This is a genomic window from Schaalia vaccimaxillae DSM 15804 (assembly GCF_000420425.1).
Taxonomy (GTDB): Bacteria; Actinomycetota; Actinomycetes; order Actinomycetales; family Actinomycetaceae; genus Pauljensenia; species Pauljensenia vaccimaxillae.
Genome location: NZ_ATUX01000005.1, coordinates 158,802 through 180,035, shown reverse-complemented (window position 1 = coordinate 180,035; position 21,234 = coordinate 158,802). Strand labels below are relative to the sequence as shown.

The 21,234-nt window shown below is 57.5% G+C and carries 14 protein-coding genes and 2 tRNA genes; 5 read left to right on the top strand and 11 right to left on the bottom strand.

What is annotated here, in order from left to right; genetic code table 11:
• Positions 1-4: 4 nt before the first annotated feature.
• The 9 genes from G439_RS0100850 to G439_RS0100810 form a co-directional block, all read right to left on the bottom strand.
• Positions 5-1,450: a GuaB1 family IMP dehydrogenase-related protein gene (locus G439_RS0100850; protein ID WP_026459252.1), complete on the bottom strand. Its 1,446-nt coding sequence runs from the start codon at positions 1,448-1,450 to the stop codon at positions 5-7.
• 43 nt (positions 1,451-1,493) lie between these two features.
• Positions 1,494-2,417 carry a siderophore-interacting protein gene (locus G439_RS0100845; RefSeq protein ID WP_026459251.1) on the bottom strand — a complete coding sequence of 308 codons (924 nt, stop codon included), beginning with the start codon at positions 2,415-2,417 and terminating at the stop codon, positions 1,494-1,496.
• A gap of 11 nt (positions 2,418-2,428) precedes the next feature.
• Positions 2,429-3,307, bottom strand: coding sequence for an ABC transporter ATP-binding protein (locus G439_RS10630; RefSeq protein ID WP_022867298.1), 879 nt, complete (start codon positions 3,305-3,307; stop codon positions 2,429-2,431).
• Positions 3,304-4,386: a FecCD family ABC transporter permease gene (locus G439_RS0100835; RefSeq protein WP_022867297.1), complete on the bottom strand. Its 1,083-nt coding sequence runs from the start codon at positions 4,384-4,386 to the stop codon at positions 3,304-3,306. Before G439_RS0100835 ends, G439_RS10630 begins: the two co-directional genes overlap by 4 nt.
• Positions 4,383-5,465, bottom strand: a complete 1,083-nt coding sequence (locus tag G439_RS0100830; protein WP_022867296.1) for a FecCD family ABC transporter permease — start codon at positions 5,463-5,465, stop codon at positions 4,383-4,385. Before G439_RS0100830 ends, G439_RS0100835 begins: the two co-directional genes overlap by 4 nt.
• A 5-nt stretch (positions 5,466-5,470) precedes the next feature.
• Positions 5,471-6,502 carry an iron-siderophore ABC transporter substrate-binding protein gene (locus G439_RS0100825; RefSeq protein WP_022867295.1) on the bottom strand — a complete coding sequence of 344 codons (1,032 nt, stop codon included), beginning with the start codon at positions 6,500-6,502 and terminating at the stop codon, positions 5,471-5,473.
• A 151-nt stretch (positions 6,503-6,653) separates the two neighbouring features.
• Positions 6,654-6,743, bottom strand: a tRNA-Ser gene (locus G439_RS0100820).
• Positions 6,744-6,809: 66 nt separating this feature from the next.
• A tRNA-Ser gene (locus G439_RS0100815) sits at positions 6,810-6,899 on the bottom strand.
• 115 nt (positions 6,900-7,014) lie between these two features.
• On the bottom strand, positions 7,015-8,352 hold the full coding sequence (locus G439_RS0100810; protein WP_022867294.1) for an AGE family epimerase/isomerase: 1,338 nt from the start codon (positions 8,350-8,352) through the stop codon (positions 7,015-7,017).
• 179 nt (positions 8,353-8,531) lie between these two features.
• Here G439_RS0100810 and pgm point away from each other — a divergent pair, with 179 nt between their 5' ends.
• From pgm to G439_RS0100785, 5 genes are all read left to right on the top strand, one after another.
• A complete protein-coding gene (pgm, locus tag G439_RS0100805; RefSeq protein WP_022867293.1) occupies positions 8,532-10,202 on the top strand; it encodes a phosphoglucomutase (alpha-D-glucose-1,6-bisphosphate-dependent) in 1,671 nt (556 codons plus the stop codon).
• 180 nt (positions 10,203-10,382) lie between these two features.
• Entirely contained in the window at positions 10,383-11,756 is a 1,374-nt protein-coding gene (locus G439_RS10625) for a hypothetical protein (RefSeq protein ID WP_022867292.1), read from the top strand.
• Positions 11,753-13,105, top strand: a complete 1,353-nt coding sequence (locus tag G439_RS0100795; protein WP_022867291.1) for a membrane protein — start codon at positions 11,753-11,755, stop codon at positions 13,103-13,105. Before G439_RS10625 ends, G439_RS0100795 begins: the two co-directional genes overlap by 4 nt.
• Positions 13,098-14,555, top strand: a complete 1,458-nt coding sequence (locus tag G439_RS0100790) for a multicopper oxidase domain-containing protein (protein ID WP_022867290.1) — start codon at positions 13,098-13,100, stop codon at positions 14,553-14,555. Before G439_RS0100795 ends, G439_RS0100790 begins: the two co-directional genes overlap by 8 nt.
• Positions 14,556-14,707: 152 nt before the next feature.
• Positions 14,708-15,922 (top strand): MFS transporter, encoded by a 1,215-nt coding sequence (locus G439_RS0100785; RefSeq protein ID WP_022867289.1) that lies wholly within the window; start codon positions 14,708-14,710, stop codon positions 15,920-15,922.
• Between the two features lie 93 nt (positions 15,923-16,015).
• Here G439_RS0100785 and G439_RS0100780 read toward each other — a convergent pair whose 3' ends face one another.
• The gene (locus G439_RS0100780; protein ID WP_131333462.1) at positions 16,016-19,945 is read right to left on the bottom strand and encodes an alpha-L-rhamnosidase; all 3,930 of its coding nucleotides are present in this window, start codon (positions 19,943-19,945) and stop codon (positions 16,016-16,018) included.
• Positions 19,946-20,182: 237 nt separating this feature from the next.
• Positions 20,183-21,229, bottom strand: a complete 1,047-nt coding sequence (locus G439_RS0100775; protein ID WP_022867287.1) for a LacI family DNA-binding transcriptional regulator — start codon at positions 21,227-21,229, stop codon at positions 20,183-20,185.
• Between the last annotated feature and the right edge of the window lie 5 nt (positions 21,230-21,234).

Genomic DNA, 21,234 nt, shown 5'->3' with positions numbered 1-21,234 from the left:
AACCTCACCAAGATGTCGGCACGGGCGCGCCCTCGCGATACCCCGACGCGGACTGCAAACCAACAATCGCCCGCTCACGGAACTGCGGAATCGACGCCGCCCCCGCGTAAGTGAAGGAGGAACGCACACCCGACACAATCTGATCAATCAGGTCTTCAACCCCGGGACGTTCCGGGTCGATATACATGCGTGCCACAGAAATTCCCTCTTCAAAGAGAGCTTTGCGGGCGCGGTCAAAGGCCGATTCGTCTGCGGTTCGGTGGCTCACCGCCCTCTTCGACGCCATACCGAAGGACTCCTTGTAGGCACGCCCATTGGCGTCATATTGCAGGTCACCAGGCGATTCATAGGTGCCAGCAAACCACGAACCCACCATGACATTGGACGCCCCAGCAGCCAACGCCAGGGCGACGTCACGCGGGTGGCGCACTCCCCCGTCAGCCCACACGTGCGCTCCATACTTGGCAGCCTCTTGCGCGCATTCAAGAACGGCAGAAAACTGAGGTCGGCCCACACCCGTTTGCATGCGGGTCGTGCACATCGCGCCCGGCCCCACACCAACCTTGACAATTGACGCTCCAGCTTCGACGAGGTCGCGCACTCCGTCAGCCGCCACAACATTGCCCGCAACAATCGGAAAGCCTTCCGGCACCACCGCGCGCACAGACTTCACCGCTTCGATCATTTTGTCCTGGTGGCCGTGAGCCGTATCCACGACAATTAGGTCGACACCTGCTCCAACAAGACGAGCGGCCTTATCCGCAGGATTGCCGTTCATTCCGATAGCCGCACCAATACGCAGCTTCCCATTCGCATCAACGGCCGGCCGATAGATAGTGGAGCGCACAGCACCGGAGCGAGTGAGCAGACCAACGAGGCGCCCGTCCTCGTCAACAACTGGAGCGAGGCGGCGGTGATGGGTTTTGAGAATGTCGAAGGCTTCACGCGGATCAATGCCTTCGGGCAGAGTGAGTAATTCGGTGGACATGACTTCACGGACTTGAGTGAAGCGGTCAACGCCGGTCACATCCTTTTCGTTCACCATGCCAACCGGGACGCCCGTTTCTGGTTCAACCACCACGGCGGCACCGTGGGAGCGCTTGGGCAGCAGACCCAGCGCGTAGCCGCAGGTGTGGTGAGGTTTGACCACAACGGGGGTGTCGTAGACGAGGTGGCTGGCTTTGACTTGGTTGACCGTTTCGATCACGACGTCGACGGGGATGTCCTGGGGGATGATGACGAGACCGCCGCGGCGCGCCACCGTTTCGGCCATGCGCTTGCCGGCAATGGCGGTCATGTTGGCGACAACCAGGGGGATTGTGGTCCCAGAGCCATCCTGCGTTGTCAGGTCGACGGCGTTGCGAGAGCCAACCGCAGAACGCGATGGAACCATGAAGACGTCGTCATAGGTCAGGTCAAAGGTGGGCATTAAACCGTTCAAGAATTTCACTGGAACAGCATACGCGACTGTGCGCCAGCGCACACAAGCAGTCTTAGTTTTCGGCCCGCCCCATACGCCAATACCCCATGAACGCCACACACCGACGATCCCATCCGACCTCAGAGACCAGGTGGCGGCGGATCGCTTTAACTGAACCAGCCTCACCTGCTAGCCACGCGTAGTGGCTCGCAGATTTCAAAGCCGCTCCTCCTTTGGCATGACGAGGCACTTCCCACAAAAGACTCTGATCAACATCAATTTCTTCCAGGTCTTGGGGGATACCGTGCGAGCACAATTCCTGAGCGGCTTCAATCACCGCGTCTACCATCAGCCCACGCTCTGCTTCTGACCGACGCCATACGACACGGACGTCAAAGCCCGGGTGGGAAGGCAGATAGGCAACGTCAGCCTGCGAAGGCATCTCAACCACCGCGATGCCGGTGGCCGAGGCTGGAAGGTCTTCAAGGATGCGCGCGATCGCAGGAGCAGCAGTCTCATCACCCCCAATGAGATAGGCCCCGGTGCGAGCAGGCGGAACAAAATCGATTCCCCCGCTAATCCCCTCCCAACGAGAATCCGGCCCCAACAGAACCACTTCGTCGCCCGCTTGCGCTGATTCAATCCACCGCGATGCCGGACCTACGATCCCGTGACGAACCATGTCGACATCCACTTCAACCAGGCCGGTGGCAGCTTCGTGGCGCACAGCCCGGGTTGTGTAAGTGCGAATCGTGCACCGCTGCCGGGGTTGAAGGGCTTGAAAGTCTCGATACCAGTTGGGACCCATCGGCAAATGCGCATAGCCACCCTCGTCAGCAGGTAACACCAACTTAATACGCTGATCCCATCCCGGATCAGCCCAATGCTCCAGGGACTGGCCTGTGAAAGTCACACGGCGCATGCTCGCAGTAACGTCACAAATACCTGCAACGCTGACATGGAAGAAACCAAAAGGCTGAGGCTGTGTCTCGGCCACTTCCACACTACTCATCGCGGGCCTGCCGTCTCAGAGCCACCACGTGAATGGTGGCGGCCCACAGGAACCACCAGCGGCGTAAGCGACACAGGATCAGCAATCACACGCGATTGAAGATCAAACACCTGGCGGATCAACGCCTCATCGACAATGTCGGTGGGTGCTCCCGACGCAACAATGCGCCCCTTTTTCATCGCAACAATGTGGTCCGCATATCGAGCCGCCAAGTTAATGTCATGGAGCACGATCACCACAGTTGTTCCACGACGCTCGTTGAGATCGCGCAAGAGATCAAGTACTTCAATCTGATTGGCAAGATCGAGGAATGTTGTTGGTTCGTCCAAAAGCAGCACATCCGTGCGTTGAGCCAATGCCATTGCAATCCACACCCGCTGGCGCTGTCCACCTGACAACTCATCGATCGGACGGTCGGCAAGTTGATCCGTACGGGTAGCTATCAACGCTTCTTCAACGATCTGGTGGTCCGTAGATGACGTGGGTTTAAACATCCCCAGGTGCGGGTGGCGTCCCCTGGCTACAAGATCAGCAACAGTGATTCCTTCCGGAGCAATAGGTTGTTGCGGTAATAGACCAAGCCTGCGGGCCACTCGGCGCGTCCCAATCTGGCGGATATCGACACCATCGAGAAGCACTTGACCATCCATAGGTGCCAAGACTCGGGCCAATGATTTTAAGGTCGTGGACTTTCCGCATGCGTTCGCACCGATAATGACAGTGATTTTGCCCGGAGGAATGAGTAGATCAACCCTGTCTACAACGGTGCGATTCGCGTAGCCGGCGCTAAGTTGGCGGGCTTGAAGAGTCCGGGCTTTTGCCCTCTCTAGCTCGACACCTGCGGGAGCATTGCCTGCAGGAATAGTGGCACTCATGCGGTGGCTCCTGAACGATTGAGTTTGAACAATTGGAAGAGAAGATACGGGGCACCAACAATGCCCGTGACCACACCCACGGGCAGCATCGTTGAGAAAGCATGTTGCCCCACAAGGTCAGCCCCAAGAACGAGGATGGCGCCCATGAGGCCAGACTGTCCCAACAGTGTCGAATCAGTAGACCCCACAACGCGTGCCGTAATAGGCCCCGCCAAGAAAGACACAAAAGCGATGGGCCCTGTAGCCGCAGCGGCAAATGCTGACAGCCCCACCAACGCTAAAAGAGCAACAAGTTTAGTGCGCGCTACATTGATTCCCAGTCCGGCGGCGGCCTCGTCTCCCAGTACGAGGATGCGCAAGTCACGCCCCCGAGACACCAGCAGTCCCCCCAGGAGGACAACCGCTACTCCAAGCAAGGGAACCTGTTGCCATGAGGCGCTCGACAGCGAACCTGACAGCCACCGCATCGCATCCGTGACGTCATAAATTGAGGCGCGTAATTGCACGTAGTTGGTCACGGCAGTAAACATTGCGGATACGCCAATACCAATGAGAATGAGCCTGCCACCTTGGGCATTGCCTGATCCTGACAACCAGAAAATTGCCAGAGCGGTGGCTAAGCCTGCGGCCAGTGCGATGAAATTGACGGACATTCCCGACATGTTGAAGATCAGTATGCAGACGACGGCGGCAGTAGACGCACCTGAGGTGATTCCAACAATGTCAGGGCTGGCCAGTTGGTTTCGCAACATGGTCTGACAAGCCCGACCCGAGATGCCAAAAGCCAAGCCCGCAAGCAACGCAAGAATTGCTCTGGGTAGACGCAATGTCCCCACTGCATAGGACGCGCCCGGTACATCACTGCCCAAGATGACCGCCCACACTTGAGTCGGCGTGTACCAGGTGTCTCCGATCATCACGTCCAATCCGAAGAGGACGACGACCAGCACGATTAAGGCGCCCGTAATGCAGGCCAGGCGTATACGCCGACGGCGCCGCCCCGGCTCAGTAAATCCTTGCTTCAGCGCCTGAGTTCCTATCGGCGATGCTGACAACGACACAGGTGAGTGCATGGTCATAGGGACCTCACCTTCGCTCCTCGAGCAATCGCGATGAGCATTGGGGCACCCACGAAAGCGGTGATCACCCCGACAGGGATTTCCGACGGGGCGATGAGGACACGCCCCAAGACATCTGCGACGGTAAGTAGTAATGCCCCGCCCAAACCCGACAGCACCAGCAGCCACACGTGTCCTGGGCCCACTAGCATCCGCACAGCGTGAGGAACCATAAGACCAACAAAACCAATAGGCCCTGCGATTGCGGTAACCGTTGCACATAAAAGCACGCCAGCAAGGGCAGCAATCCCTTTGACAAGGGGAACATTGACTCCCAAGCCGACCGCGGCCTCGTCCCCTAAGGCAAGGGAGTCAAGCGGACGCGCAACCAGCATTGCCAGCATCACTCCCACGAGGACGAAGGGGCCAATCGTTCCTAAAGATTCCCATGTACCTCGACCAAGTGAGCCCACCTGCCAGAAACGGAACGCGTCCAGGCTCTGCGCCCGAGGCAGCATTATTGCGCTGACGACGCTGGACAAAGCTGCCGTGGTGGCAACCCCCGCGAGAGCTAGTTTGATGGGAGTTTGTCCACCTGGCCCAGCCGACCCAATGGACTCAACAAAGATCGCGGTGAGAATCCCACCAATGAGCGCCAACCACAAGAATGTGAATAGGCCCGAGGCTGAAAAGAAGGCGATGCCGATAACGACGGCCAGTGATGCCCCCGTGTTAATTCCCAGGATGCCGGGGTCAGCTACCGGGTTACGAGTAATGGATTGCATCAATGCGCCCGAAATGCCTAGCGCCAGACCGCAAGTCAAACAGATTGCGGTGCGCGGGATGCGTTCTTGAACCGCCAACGCACCGATGCTAGAGCCGGTGGCTCGCAGGCCTTCAAGAAGTTCACCTACGGACACTGTTCTGGCTCCGAATGCAAGTGAAGCGAGCGCGGATGCCAGAACTAGGAGGAGAAGAGCAACGGCGCCTACTTGGCCTTGCCCTCGTCTCTTTGGTTGCCGCGGTAGCACGCCTGTGGGCGCGGCGAAACCGCCCTCAACATTTTCTATACGGGTCGAGGGCGGCTCACCGGCTGCCATTGGCTTCACTTGACCTTGGCTGCTGCCTTGGCGATGTCAGCGACGTAGGTGGAGATTCCCCACGGAATCGACAAGGCGGTGGGGTTGGTCGATGCTGCGTATGCGCCATTTCCGACGAACACGACCGCGCCATTCTTAATGGCTGGAACGGTGCCGATCAGCGCGTCTCCCTGATATGCGGCTAGTTCGGATTCTTCGCCGTACATGACGATGACATCAACATCGCTGAGCTGGTCGACGTTCTCTGCTGACACCTGGACATAGAAGGAGGTGGGGTCGGCCTCGGAAGCTGTCTTGACGGATTCGGGCACACCAAGGCCGAGGTCTGCCAGGAATGCAGTGCGCGGGTCAGTGGTGGTGTAGTAGCCGATCTGCGACATGTCTGCTGAAGATCCGTAGAAGAAGGCTGCAGTTTTGCCTTCAAGTTCGGGGTACTTGGCGACCTCGTCAGCGATCTGTTTTTCGAGGTCGGCCACAAGCTTGTCGCCCTCTTCGACCTTATTAATGGCCTTGGAGTTCATGGTGATCATTTCACGCCAGGGGGTCCCCCATGCCACTGTCGGGTAGGCGACGGTCGGGGCGATAGCTGAGAGCTTGTCGTAGTCCTCTTTGGTCAGGCCAGAGTATGAAGCAAGGATGACGTCGGGGTTGGTGGCTGCGACTGCTTCGAAGTTGACTCCGTCGGTCTCATCGAAGAGGACGGGGGCTTCTTCTGCCCCCATTTCTTCAACGGCTTTCTTGGTCCATTCGAGCATTTGCGAGTCGTCTTCGACGCCCCATGTTTGAGCTGCGAAGCCAACGGGCATAACGCCTAGGGCCAGGGGAACATCTTGGTTTGCCCAGTTGACGGTAGCGACTCGTTCGACTTTTTCTGGGATCTGTGTGGTTCCGAATGCGTGCTCAATGGTGGTGGCAACCGCCGTGTCGTGGCTGGCACTGGACTCGGTACTCTGATTGGCTGAACCGCTAGAGCAGGCGGACAGCATCACAACAGAGAGGGTGGCAATGCCTGCCACGATGGTGTTTCGGAGACGCATTCGATCATGCCTTTCGCAAAAAGAAAGTGTTAACAATGCATAGGCTAACCTAATTTAGGTTGCCTGCACTGTGCGAAATCTTTCACTTTGACCTGAGCCCCCGTTAAACACAGAAAACCCCGCCATCACAAGGATGGCGGGGTTCCCAATGCGGAGACGGCGGGATTTGAACCCGCGAGGGGCTATGCACCCCTACCTCCTTAGCAGGGAGGCGCACTCGACCGGACTATGCGACGTCTCCAGTGCCGCCCAGAATAAGGTACTTCGCGCGTTGTTCCAAACACACTAAGGCCTCATTCGACCGGCTTGGCGGAGGGCGAGGGATTCGAACCCCCGGTGCCATTGCTGACACAGCGGTTTTCAAGACCGCCACCTTCGGCCACTCGGTCAGCCCTCCGGACTCACTGATGGTACCTGAATCACCGCCCCGTGGGCACATCCACACAAAATGCAGTCCATCTCAATATGGTCTGCTGCTAGCTCCACAGGACTTCGGCGACGGCCATCAACCCTCAGTGACGTGAGAAGAAATTCCAAGATTTCTTATCCGACGGCGGTTCTTCCGGATGATCTAGCAGATCGCGCGAAAGCGCAGAAGCAAATGGCGGCCACAACGGGACCCGCGCAGCCAACATCGACTGGACTGCGTGGTAAACATCCCAACGCGAAGACTTTGCCAACACCAGCTGACGGTTCAAGGAGTCCAGGCGACGAATCCATCGACCCGGCTGCGTAATGAGGTAGTCGTTGACGTAGTCAACGAATGAGCGGTAGCAATGTTCATAGTGCTCGACCTCGGCAATGCCGGCGCCATCGTCAAGCATGGCGCGCCGGATCGCGACCGTCGCACAGATCCCCTCGCACACCACCCACTGCTGGTGTTCGTCCTCGCCAGGCAAAGGCTGCCCATCCTGGTCAACAACCGTGGCAAAACCGGGCTCGCCCTCGTTGCGACGCCAAGCATCGACGCGCGCACGCTCGAAAAGCTCGATTCCCATTTCCTTGAGGTAATCGGGCTGGCTGCGTCCCATGGAGCGTAGTCCCGCGCGAATCTGCAGCGCCAGACGCGACCACTGCAAGGCGTGGCCGACCACGTAACCGTGATAGATCCGACGCCGATCGTGATGGCCTTGAGGCTCACCATTTAGGGGTTTCCACTGCGCGTCAAAGTATTCGGGCAGGCGCCAGTCATTCGCTGCAGCAACCTCGTGCACGAACGAGGCCATTGCCTCGGCTCGCTCAAGCCACACCGGATCAGTCGTGGCCTCAGCAGCCGCCAGATATGCCTCCGCAGTATGTAACAGCGTTCCCATTGAACGCACCGGCAGCGCCTGCGTGAAAGCCTCATCGAATTGATCGCGCACCAAATCATGGCCCTCAAGCCAATGACGTTCCTGATCGTGGAGCAATTCATTGAGGAGCTCATAGGCGCCCTGGCGGTTAGCTACAGCAGCCGCCGTCACACCCAGGATCACATAGGCATTGTGGTACTGAGACTTTGAGCGGCCAGCCTCATCCCAGGGCACACCGTGGCCTGGGTCGTCCGGCTCAGGCTTAATTGACGTCCACATGCCGCCATTAACCGGATCAACAAAGTAGTTTGTGAGCGATTTGAGGGCATGGTCGGCGTAGCGGCGCGAGCCGGGCAGCCCCATAAGGGTCCCTAGAGAGAACACATAGAGCATACGCGCTGTAACGGCCAGGTCGATGCTGCGTTCAAGATCAGGCTGGCCGTCATCGTCAAGGTGGGCAAAGCCCGTGGCAACGATCGCGCCCTCTGCCTCGGCAATCAGAGCCTGCATCTGGGCAGACAACCAGCGATTGTGTTCAACGGAATCGAACCATCCCACGGGAGTTCTCCTGACGTCCTCGTCATTGAATCGGATTCGGCGTGACCGCCGTTACAGTCAATAAGAGTAGCGGGTTCCGCCCTCATCTCCATATTCGCTCCCTTCGAGGACGGCGGGAAAGAGTTCCGCAGATCGGTCGGCAGTACACAAACGAGGGCGACGGGTGCCACACTTAGCCCATGCATGAAAGAGCTGGCACAGTTGCCCTTCCAGAAGACCTCATCAACGTCGACGAGGTCATCTCGGCCTACTACGACATCGAACCAGATCCGCGTGATATCAATCAGCGGGTCACCTTCGGAACATCCGGTCACCGCGGTTCCTCTTTGGACGGCAAGTTCAATGAGGGCCACATCGTGGCCATCACCGCGGCCATCATCGAATACCGCGCATCACAGGGGATCGACGGGCCCCTCTTTATCGGCCGCGACACCCATGCTCTGTCTGAGCCTGCCTGGCGCAGCGCCCTCGAAGTTCTGGCAGCCGCAGGTATCGAGACTCGCATTGATTCGCGTAACTCTTACACGCCAACCCCCGCTGTTTCAGTAGCCATCCTGGGCGCAAACGGCGCACCCCAGAATCTGCGCACGACGGGCCCGGGACTGGCCGACGGTATTGTTGTTACGCCTTCCCACAATCCGCCTCGCGACGGCGGTTTCAAGTACAACCCACCTCACGGCGGCCCCGCAGACGCAGACGCCACCGGATGGATTGCCAACCGCGCCAACGAAATCCTTGAAGAAGGCTGGCGCAAGGTCCCCCGTGTGACCGGCAGCGACCTGCTTGAATACGACTGCATTCAGTCCTTTGACTACATGCACTGCTACGTCGACCAACTCGACACCGTCATCGACATCGAGGCAATCCGCAAAGCAGGCATCCGCATTGGAGCCGACCCTCTCGGCGGCGCCTCCGTTGACTATTGGGCTGCCATTGCAGAGCGCTACGGTCTGGATCTGACCGTGGTTAATCCGGTAGTCGACCCTGCTTGGCCCTTCATGACACTGGACTGGGACGGCAAGATCCGTATGGATTGTTCCTCTCCCAACGCCATGGCTTCGCTGCGTCAGACCATGACACCCGACGCAGACGGCAATACGCCTTATGACATTGCCACGGGCAACGATGCGGATTCGGACCGCCACGGCATTGTCACCCCCGACGGTCTGATGAATCCAAATCACTATCTGGCAGTTGCCATCGACTACCTCTTTACCCACCGTCCAGGCTGGCGAGATGATGCAGCCGTGGGCAAGACCCTGGTGTCTTCAGCGCTCATTGACCGCGTCGTTGACAGCATGGGCCGCAAGCTCATCGAAGTTCCCGTCGGATTTAAGTATTTCGTGCCCGGACTGCTTGACGGTTCCGTTGGTTTTGGGGGCGAGGAATCTGCTGGCGCGTCCTTCCTGCGCATGGACGGCACCGTGTGGTCCACAGACAAGGACGGCATCATTTTGGCGCTGCTAGCGTCTGAAATCCTGGCCGTCACCGGCAAGACCCCCTCCCAACTGCACGCCGAATTGGTCGAACGCTTTGGAGCCTCGGCGTACGCCCGCATCGACGCCCCCGCCAACCGCGAGGAAAAGGCGAAGCTGGCAGCCCTCTCCCCCGAAGACGTCACAGCCACAGAGCTTGCTGGCGACGGCATCACCGCAAAGCTCGTGCGCGCTCCTGGCAACGACGCACCAATCGGCGGCTTGAAAGTCACCACCGAATCCGCGTGGTTCGCCGCACGCCCGTCGGGCACGGAGGACGTCTACAAGATCTACGGAGAATCCTTCAAGGGTGCGCAGCACCTGACTCAGGTGCAGGAAGCTGCCAAGGCACTTGTCTCTGACGCGCTGGGCTGATCTGACAGGCTTGGACAGTCGTCAGGAACTGCAGGCGTTGAGGGGCCGCAACCCAGGAGGTTGCGGCCCCTCTCTTGGCGGCAAAACCCTGACATTGTGAGGAAATCACCTCTGCAAATTAGGTGAGGCTCCGATTATCTTTAATAAAGAGTCCATTCCGTCATCCAGGAGCTCTTCGCTATGACAGCCCAGGCGCCACACAAACAAGCGGTTCCCAATCCTCCGCTGCCGTGGGGACGCCTATTCTTCTTGATTTTCGCCGCTGTCTCACTGCTCATGGGGCTCAACGCCGCCCTCGTACGCCTTGGGGCACTTGCCCCCATTTCTTCCACCGACTTGGGAACCATCCACGGCATCCTCATGATCTACGGATTCTTGGGGACCGCGATCTGTCTTGAACGGGCTGTAGCCCTCCAGTCCGGATCCAGCAGGCCCCGGCGGTGGGCGTACGCGGCTCCACTCTTATCTGGCGCCGCAGGTGTGGGAGCAGTGGGCGTCGCACTCAATGAGGGCCTTCGGAACACTCTGGCACACCTGCCGATCCCCCAATTCGTTGCATCGCACCTGACTGGCTTTCAACCGGCCCGAATGCTTCCCGGATTCCTGTGGACCCTGGCAATGATGGTCCTCATTGCCATCTACATTCACGTGTGGAACAAACGCCAACAGTCCATCGCCGTGCTCGTTCAAGGACTCGGAGCTTTTATTGGATTTGGAGGAGCACTGCTGTGGTGGCGCGGCCTGGAAGTTCCTCAGATTGTCCGGTGGTGGCTGATGTTTCTAGTCATCACGATCATTGGTGAACGCTTGGAATTAGCGCGACTCAATTTCTTAGCTGCGGGAACCGAAAGACGGATCCTTACTGAGGTATGCGGCGTCATCTTGGGCCTAGTAGCGATCCTGATTGTGCCCAATGTTGGCTATCCAATCCTTGGATTAGCCCTCGGCATCATGGCCATCGACACCGCATGGCATGACGTGGCCCGTAGGACAATCAAGCTACCGGGACTGCCCCGCTTGGCAGCGACTTGCATGTTGACCGGCTATTCGTGGGCTCTGGTACCCGCGATTATGTGGGTGGTGGCACCCCCAACCTATGACGGCTATGCATATGACACAGGCGTACATGCGCTGACCATTGGTTTCGTCGTGTCCATGGTGCTGGCCCACGCTCCCGTCATCATCCCTGCGGTCGCTAAACGCGAAGTACCTTTCCACCCGATCGCATGGTTGGCTTTCGTTTTCCTTGAAGCGTCCCTGCTACTTCGTATCGTGGCCGGCGTCAGGCAAGCCGACGGGGCTTGGAGGCTCGGCGGAACGCTTGGCGTCATGGGGATGTTGATCTTTGTGGTGGTGACCCTGACACTGACGGTTCGACAGGCTCGACGTGTCCGGAGCGCCGTCTCTTTGGAATCACCCGCAAAAATAGACGCAGTCGTGCCCGGAGAGCATGATCTCCCCGCTGACGACCCGCAGAATTCTGCGGATGTGTTACCAACGGTTTCCACGACTGTGTCTAAAAACGCGGGTGAGCCACAGGAGACCGCGCTATGAACCTACAAATCGGACATTCGGGCACCCAAAAACCAGCGAAACGAGCAAGTCGCGTCGCACGCACCGACCGCTTGACCACCCTTTGGCTACTAACCGCTGCACTGGCAGGGGCCCTGACAATTCTTAGCCGCGGAATCTTGCCTCAGCCACTGTGGACCATGGTCCACGTCGTCACCCTGGGAGTCCTCACTAACGGCATTTTCCAGTGGTCGTGGTATTTCTGCAGAGCCCTTCTACGCCTGCCAGCCAACGATCCTCGTGCAGGGCGAGACAACACCATCCGCATCCTGTGCTTCAACGCCACTTTTGTTCTGCTCATCGTGTCAATGTGGTCTGGGTGGGTAATCGGAACAATCACCGGAGCAACCCTGGTTGGGGTGATTGCCGCGTGGCATGGTCTAGGTCTGGTTCTGGCGGCACGCAGCCGGTTGGCTTCACGCTTTGCCGTCGTCATCCGCTACTACATCTGCGCCGCCGCATTCTTGGTCCTTACCTGCGTTTTCGCAGGTTTGACCACCGTCGCCATGTTTAGCCAGACAGCACCCACATGGTTGGTTGGAACCCGCGACACTATTACCTTGGCTCACGCAATCAGCGGAGTTGGAGGCTGGGTGGGACTGACCATGGGAGGCACCATCATCACCCTGGGGCCCACAGCCATCCGCACTCGGATCGACCCGGACGCCGTACGTTTTTCCACCGCAGCTTTACCCGCATGGGTAGTTGGCCTCCTCACAGCCATCGCGGCAGCAAGCTTTGGCCAGCTTCGCACCATGGGAGCTGGCCTGCTGTTAGTCGCCGTATCAGCTGGCGTCGGCATCGTCTTCCCACTTGCACGTACTGCCACACGAAAAGGCCCATCAGAGTACGGCGCCTGGTCGATGTGCCTGGGAGTGGCATGGATCCTCGTAGGAGTCCTAGCTGTCGCCGCCGCAACTATGACACAGCCTGACGCCACAGCTTTAAGGGCAGCAAACTTATCGTGGCTGCCCGTCATCGGTCTAGGCGGCTTGGGCCAGGTATTCATGGGGGCATTGGTTTACCTCATGCCCGTAGTCATCGGCGGCGGACCATCCATCGTCCGCCAAGGAGTCACCACTTTAGAGTCATGGGCTCCCGCTCGCGAAACAGCACGCAACTTAGTGGTCGCACTCTTGGCGATGACCACTGTCACCAACCATCAGCGCATACAAGTGGCGTGCTGGATCCTTCTGCTGGCCACCTACATCATCGATATTGCGCTCATCGCGGTCTCTGGCGTTCGCCAGACCAAAGCAGCCAGAGCTGCACGGTCCCACAACGCAACTACTCCAACACGATCAACAACTGCCGGAGGCACTCATGACTGAACAACCCGCCAGCACTACTGGGGCCGCTCAGCCGGGCCGAAAGAACCCTTCGGGCGACCATTCCCCTACGTCGCGAGCTGGCATGGCCGTCATGGCTGTCGTCGGTGTGGCAGCAGTGATCTTGGCAATTGTCCTGTCAGACCCGACCTCTACATCTTCGACGGCCACAACAACGCCGGCCGGACAAGCTTCGTCGGCTTCGGTAACGCCCACCGGCCACACCACCGAAGTAACAGTGGGTGTGGACGGCATGTCCTTTACGCCATCAACCATCGAGGTGCCCGTCGGCGACGAACTGGTCATCACCTTCGAAAACACCGGCGATCAGCGCCACGACCTCGTGCTCGAAAACGGGCAATCTTCTGGGTCTGTTGCCCCAGGTGATTCCGTTGTCATCGAGGCCGGGGTGATTTCCCAAGACATGCGCGGCTGGTGTTCCCTACCCGGCCATGAGCAATCCGGCATGACTTTAACCATCCACGCAACCGGGGCGACGAGCACCAACGCAGAGTCCCACGCGGCACATTCAAACGATAGTCACAGCGGGCACGCTGCCTCGTCCTCGTCGACAGTCAACGCCGAAGACCTCATCGCCTACGCGCAGACTGTGGAGCCTCGCGACCCGAAGCTCGCGCCGGTGCCGGAGGGCAACGAGCATTCCTACACCTTTACCGTGACCGAGCAGACCGAGCAGGTCACCAACAACCTGACGCGCGAAACGTGGACTTTTAACGGCACAAATCCGGGGCCGGTGTTGCACGGGAAGGTCGGCGACACTTTCCACATCACCCTGGTTAACGAGGGCACCATGAGTCACTCAATCGACTTCCATGCGGGCCTTGTGTCACCGGATGAAAACATGCGCTCAATTGAGCCCGGGGAGACCCTTAAGTACACTTTTGTCGCTGAAAATGCGGGAATCTGGCTGTATCACTGCTCGACTGCACCCATGTCGATGCATATTGCCAACGGCATGTATGGGGCGGTTGTCATTGATCCGACTGACTTAGATCCGGTGGATCACGAATACGTGATGATCGCCGGGGAATTGTATTTGGGTGGGGATGGCGAAGTTGCAAACGCGCAGAAAATGGCGGCGCTCCAGCCCGATGCCATGACCTTTAACGGCACGGCATTCCAGTATCGAGCCCATCCGATCAGTATCAAGACCGGTGACCGGGTGCGCGTGTGGGTGCTCGATGCTGGCCCCAATATTCCACTGGCTTTCCATGTGGTGGGCACCCAGTTCGACACTGTGTGGCGTGAAGGTTTCTATGAGATTCGCGGTGGAGGGACGGGCGGTGGCGCTGCCCAGGTATTGGCGCTGCAGGCAGCCGAGGGCGGGTTCGTGGAGTTCACTCCGCTGGAAGCCGGACACTACAACTTCGTTAATCATGCGATGAGTTTGGCTGAGAAGGGCCAGCAGGGAACTTTCGAAGTGACAGACTGATTCCTGGTTGCTCATCGACGAGGGCGGATCAAGCTAGGGGGATGTATTAACGCGCCCTCTAAAACCGAAGGTCTAGGATCCGGGCTCCTAGGGTGCTCAACGCCACGCGATCTGCTGGGGGACGGCGGTGTGAGCGCCGATAGGCTGGAAGGATGCTGTCGACATACGCTGAGATTTTGAAGCTGAAGGGAGCTTGGCGCTTTTCCTTCGTGGGATTGGTGCTGCGCCTGCCCATGTCGATGACCAGTATTTCCACGATTCTGCTGATCAAGGCGGAGTATGGGAACTATTCGATGGCGGGCGCTGTGTCCGCCGTCAATGTCGTTGCCTTGGCTTTATGTGCCCCAACTTTGTCGCGGCTCGTTGATAGACACGGGCAGCTTAAAATCATGGGACCGTCTCTGGCGGTGTCGGCATTGTCGACATTGGGACTATTGCTTGCAGCCTTGACTCATGCGCCTGCCTGGATCCTTTTCGTGTGCGCGGCGTTGGCGGGTGCCACCTGGGGTTCTCCCGGGGCGCTGGTGCGTTCGCGGTGGGCTCATGTGGTGGATGAGCCTGGCCAGTTGACAACTGCTTATGCTTTTGAAGCTGCAATGGATGAATTGGTATTCATCCTTGGGCCAGTGTTGTCAACCGTCCTGGGGACGACGATTCATCCGGGCACAGGAGTTAGTCTGTCCTTCACATTCTTGGCGCTTGGCGGGGCAGGGTTCTTGTCCCAGAGAAGGTCTGAGCCCACTCCCGTTCCACGTATCGAAGGCGAGGTTCGCCAATCGGTCATCCGCAGGCCCGCTGTTGTCGTGATGGCGTTGACCTACATCGGGGCGGGCATGATGTTTGGCTCGAACGATGTGGCGGTAGTGGCTTTCGCCGAGGAGCAGGGTGCTGAGGCAATGTCGGGTGTTTTGCTGGCGATTTTCTCACTCGGGTCTTTAGCTGCTGCCCTTGTGTATGGAGCCCGCCCGTGGGGTGCTCCATTGTGGAAACTCTTCGCTATTGGGGTCGTTGCTTTAGCGGCAGGTACGTCAATGTACCTTTTTGCGCATAATCTGTGGATTATGGCGCTTGTCATGGTTGCCACAGGAATGGCCTGCGCCCCGACAATGACAAACGTCAACATGATTATTGCCAAGGTTGTTCCCGCCCGGCAGCTGACTGAAGGTCTGACCTGGATGTCAACGTCAATGAACCTTGGTGTGTCGTTGGGGTCAGCTGTTGCCGGTCCCCCCATCGACCGATTCGGATCTTACGGCGGCTATGTGATGATGGTGGGCGCTGCCTGGGTCATGGTGTTCTTCATGTTCATCGGCTTGGGTACTTTGAAACGCGAAACTGAAGCTGTTGTTCGGCCTCGTTTGGGTTGAGGTTGCTTCACGTTATGGGTGGTGGTGGCCCCAAACGCTTCGTTTGAGGCCACCACCATCAATCACAGGAACGGCCTGACAGCCGCATACCTGTTACTTGATCATCTTGCGTTTGCGACCAAGGGCAACCACACCACCAGCAGCCAACACCGCAGCCACCCCAAGAAGCAACGCGGTGTCCGTACCAGTACGAGCCAAGGAACCCTTACCGGCCTTGCCCTTCGACTTCGAATCCTTGCCAACGCCAGACTGATCCTTGACCTCTGCACTCTGATTCGTGTCCGTCTTCGGCTTGTCAGCCCCACCCTGAGCAACCACCTCAATGGTCGCCCGAGCCAACTCAACACCCTCAGCATCGGTAGCAATCACCGTGTGCTCACCAACCGCAAAGTCAGCGGGAACCGTCCACACCAGCGCAAACGTCCCGTCGCTACTAACCGTTGGAGTCCCAGCAACAACCGGATCAGAGTGAACAGTCAACGTCACAACCGAACCCGCATCAAAACCAGAACCCTTCAACTCAACAGAACCACCCTGGGCAACCCTGGACGGATCAACAACCAAACCAGGCGACACAACAGGATCATCAACCGGCGCAACGCCAACTGAGAACGAGTATGAACCCGATCCAACCTTGATCTCAGCCACACCATTTTCGATGCCAACAAGTTCAACGCCTTCAACTCCACTGCTCACAGCAGTTTCGCCCTCGAAAACAGTCTCCCCTTCACCAACAGTGGGGACATAAACCGTCGCAGACGCATTAGCCGGAACCTCGACCTTGTACGACAGCTTGCCGTTATCACCCAGCTTCCAATTCGACACAATGTCACCATAAGGAGAAGCAAACGTCGCATTCACCCAGGAAATACGACCCTTGGGATCAACAAGAGGCCTCAACACCGAATGCTGATATCCCGGCGACGCCGGATCCAAATTAATCCCAGCAACATTGTTATAAATCCACTTCGACACCGCGCCGTACGCATAGTGATTAAACGAATTCATTGAGACGTCTCCGAATCCGTCGGCCTTGGTGTACGAGTTCCAACGCTCCCAGAACGTTGTTGCCCCTTGATCCACCGAATACAACCACGACGGATATGTGTGGGAGAGGATCAAGTTGTAGGCGGCTTCTACCTGTCCGTTATCCGATAGGGCGGGAAGGATCACGGGTGTTCCAAGGAAACCAGTCGTCAGCGTCGGTTCGCCATTCTCGCCAGCCAACGACAACTCTGCGAGGTGGGCTGCGAGAGTTTCTGCTTGGCCATCAGGATACAAACCGAATTGGAGGACCATCGAGTAGGCGGCCTGGGTATTTAAATCTTCTCCGACAAGCGTTGTGCTGCCATCGGGGAAGTAGGTAGACAGGAACTCGGCTTTCCACTGGTCACGCCACGCAATGTAGGTGTCAGCGTCATCGACATGGCCCGCAGCTCGCGCCATTTGCTCCATGAGTTCAATGGCGTGGACCTTATAGACCTGGAAGACAAACTGTGTGTCTGTCTTTGCGAACGCTAGCCAGTCGCCGAGGACGGCTCCACGCTTGTCGTCGTGGAGAGCCTGGGCGTATGCCTTCATCTGAGCGTAGTTGTCCTCGATGATCGCGACATCACCATATGTCTGCCATAGTGCATGAGGGACGATGATGGCAGCATCAGTCCACGGGTCAGAGGCACCATTGCCGAAGCCCCAACCTGAATGCCAGGGGGCAAATCGCGGATAGTGCCCACCTTCAAGCTGGCTGTCAGCCATATCGATGGTGGTGAACTTTCCTAGGAACGCGCGCACATCAGCTGTCATGGATGCGGTCGGTGCAAAGACCTGAATGTCTCCAAGCCATCCCATTCGTTCATCGCGAGCAGGAGTGTCTGTGGGGATTGACAGGAAGTTGCCGCGTAGGCCGTTGATGGTGTTTTGGTACAGCTTATTGAAGCCGTCTTCTGAAGATTCGAAACTCATGGTGAGTTTGTCAGCAGAAGATAGGAGCATGGCTTTTACGTCTGCTGATTGCACTGTTTGAGGTTGGAATCCTCCGACACCGGATACCTCGAGATAGCGGAATCCGTGGAGTGTGAACTTGGGTTGGAATGTGCCCGTTCCGCTCTGTCCGATCGTGTAGTAGTCCGTGACCTTTGCGGACCTGAAGTTGGCGTTGTAGATGGTTCCTTCTGGACCGTCGGCTCCGGCTGAAGCATCGTTGAGCATTTCACCGTGGGAGAGCTTGACGATCTGCCCGGGCTGGCCGGTCACAGTAATTTGTGGAACACCGACCAGGTTCTTACCGAAGTCAAATACGACGTTTCCGTTAGCATCCACTGTTCGCTCAACCGGCGAAATTTCTTCAATGAGTTTGATGGCGGTGGCTTCATCGCCCACTACACGCCCGATAGTGTCTGCCGAAATTTGAGCCTGCTCCCACGAGGAGTCGTCGAAGGAGGCTGTTGACCAGCCCTGAATAGCGGGTTCGAGGTTGGCATCGTAGTTCTCGCCATCCATGAGGTTGGAATCAGTAATCGGACCGTTGCCGTAGTAGGACCAGCTTGAGTCCGTGGGAATGTTTGCAACTGATCCGTCGGCGTACTCGAGTCGAAGGAGAGCTTTGAGTGAAGGCTGGCTGCCATATGGTTTGTGAAGCGCTCCGTATGAGCCCGAGTACCAGCCGTCACCTACTTCGGCTCCAAGCGCGTTGACTCCGTTAGTGATCAGATCGCTGACATCGTAGACGTTGTAGAGCGCTGTCTTGTAGAAGTCTGAAGTCCCTGGAGCGAGGTAGGAGTCACCGACTTTTTGTCCGTTGAGTTCGAATTCGTAGACTCCGAGTGCGCTGGCATAAAGGTGTGCGGATTTGATGTCTCCATGAGCGGAGAAGGCTTTTCGGTACAGTCCGTCAGATGGGCGCGGATCTGTTTCCTGAACGCTTGTTCCGTCGACGTTAATCCAACCGTCTTTGATTTCTGCACCGTCGAGTCCTGCAAAGATTGACGAGGCCGGATCCGCCGTGAGGGTCTCGACGTTTTCGTTGAGTTTCTCGGGTTCAGTCGCCTTGGGCATCGTCAAGTTGAGGTTGGCGTACTGTGCGCTGAGGCCTTGCAGCCCTAACCCGAGCAGCCCGGCCCTAATGAGTTTGCGGTTGCCTGCCAGGTTAAACGCTGTCAAATTGTTGCCGTCTAATTGGATCGTCCACGCAGATCCGCTGGGGAAGACGTTGTCAATTGGACCGTCTTGCGTGATCGTCACTGTGTGCGGCTGGGTCGGGTCGAAGTTTTCCAGGACGATATCGACTGGTTCGAAGAGTTGTTCTTGCGTCCATGTTTCACCGCTGGGCGCAGATCGCTCGCGAGCGAAGACGGAGAGGTTACCGTTGCCGTCACCTTCGAGGAGCTGGAAGTGCCAGACTCCATCAATCTGCCTGACGGCTGCTGCGAGATAGTCGTCGTCGTACCCTGCAAAGTTAAGAGAGGCTCCGCCTTCGTTGATTTTGAAATCGGCGGAGAGTTGGAAGTTCATCGTGTCGAAACGGTCTTCGTTTCGCGTCGGCTCGTCGTAGGTCTGTGTGATCCATTGGGCGCCCGCCCAGTTCGTCACGCCATCGGTAGACCGCAAACCCGTACGGAACTGCGACTCAACAGGATCAGACGCGTTGCCCTGACCATCCCAAACCGTCACACTCCACGAATACGACGTCGAAGCAGCCAACTCAGGACCCTCATACCGCACATCAATGCTCTTAGAAGACTCCGTCTTCCCAGAATCCCACACAACACTTCCAGACGGATCCATCACCCGAACCTGATACGCCGACTGAACAGCCGCCCTCGCATCAGACTCAGACTTCCAAGAAAAAACAGGAACCCCATCAACCAACTGAGCGTCAGCCAAAGAATTCACCGCCGGATCAACAACCCTCAACACCGAAGGCGCCGCAACCGCCGGACCGGCCACAACAAAACCACCCATGACAGCAACAGCACCTGCAACCGCCACAAGTCGCCTTCGACCATTCCACAAACTACGAGACATACAAAAGTCCAATCCATACTGATCGAACCAACACCAAAACACACGCACCCAACACAGGAGCATGCAAAGCCACAGAAAAGACGACACCGCCCAATCAAGGCAAAGACGCGAAAGCCACAACGACCAACGCTCCGCGATGAGTTAACTCCACGTCACCACCAGCAACACTGCCAACAACGACGCAACACCAATGATGCAGGCCACAACCCAACCTGTCAATGAAAGGATTCACAACAACTATCGAGAGGTAGTCTCCCGACGCATAGTCGAATTGCGAACGATTAGTTCAGGAGTAAGAACAGTTCGCTGATGCACATGAGTATCGACCGAAACCATCTCTGCTAATAGCAGGTTGATTGCCGCCTCGCCCATCGCATATCCCTGCATAGCAATGCTGGTCAACGGAACAACGCAGTCAGATGCGAAGAGGTTGTTATCGCATCCCATGACGGCAATTTCATGAGGTATTGACACTCCACGAGAGCACAGAGTGTTGACGATGCTTGCGGCTAGCCCGTCAGTTACCGCAATAATGCCATCTGGCCGGTCCTGACTGGGGCGATCTAAGATTTCCAGTGCAACCTCAACAGCATTAGATTCCTTAATGTTGTCAACGTTAATCTCTTCGAAGACTACCTCTGGGCCACACTCGGCGAAAGCACGATGGATCCCCGAACGCCGCATCCGCACGGGTTGATATTCCTCGTCTTGACCTGCAACGAATGCAATATGATGACACCCAATGTCAATCATGTGGCGTACAGCCATATATCCAACATGCTCATTGTCAACGACGACGGTGCACTGACCACCGTCACCCTGGTCATAGTTAATAAGGACAACAGGAACACCTCGAGCTTTTAACTTGGCGATGTGGTGGGCAGAATCCTGCATCGGAGCAAGGAGCAAACCTGCCACGCGCGCCTCGTTAAAGGAGTCGACATTGTCCCCTTGAGCTTGGAAGTCGTCGACGGAGTCAGCAAGAAGCAGGTTGTGTCCAGCTTTGCGAGCTGCTGCTTGAGCGCCTCTAGCCGCCTCGACGAACATCGAGTTGGCCAGCGAGATGACAACTAGTCCGATGCTGCCCGAACCGCCTGCGGCAAGAGAACTGGCATTTGCGTTGCGCACGAAACCTAACTCATCAATCGCCCGGCGCACACGGTCAATGGTCGAGGGCGACACACGTTCGGGGTGGTTGAGAACATTGGATGCGGTCCCCAAAGAAACTCCCGCCCTTTCAGCCACATCGTGTAGTTTGGGGGCGCCTCCCACTGCGGCAGGCATGCAAT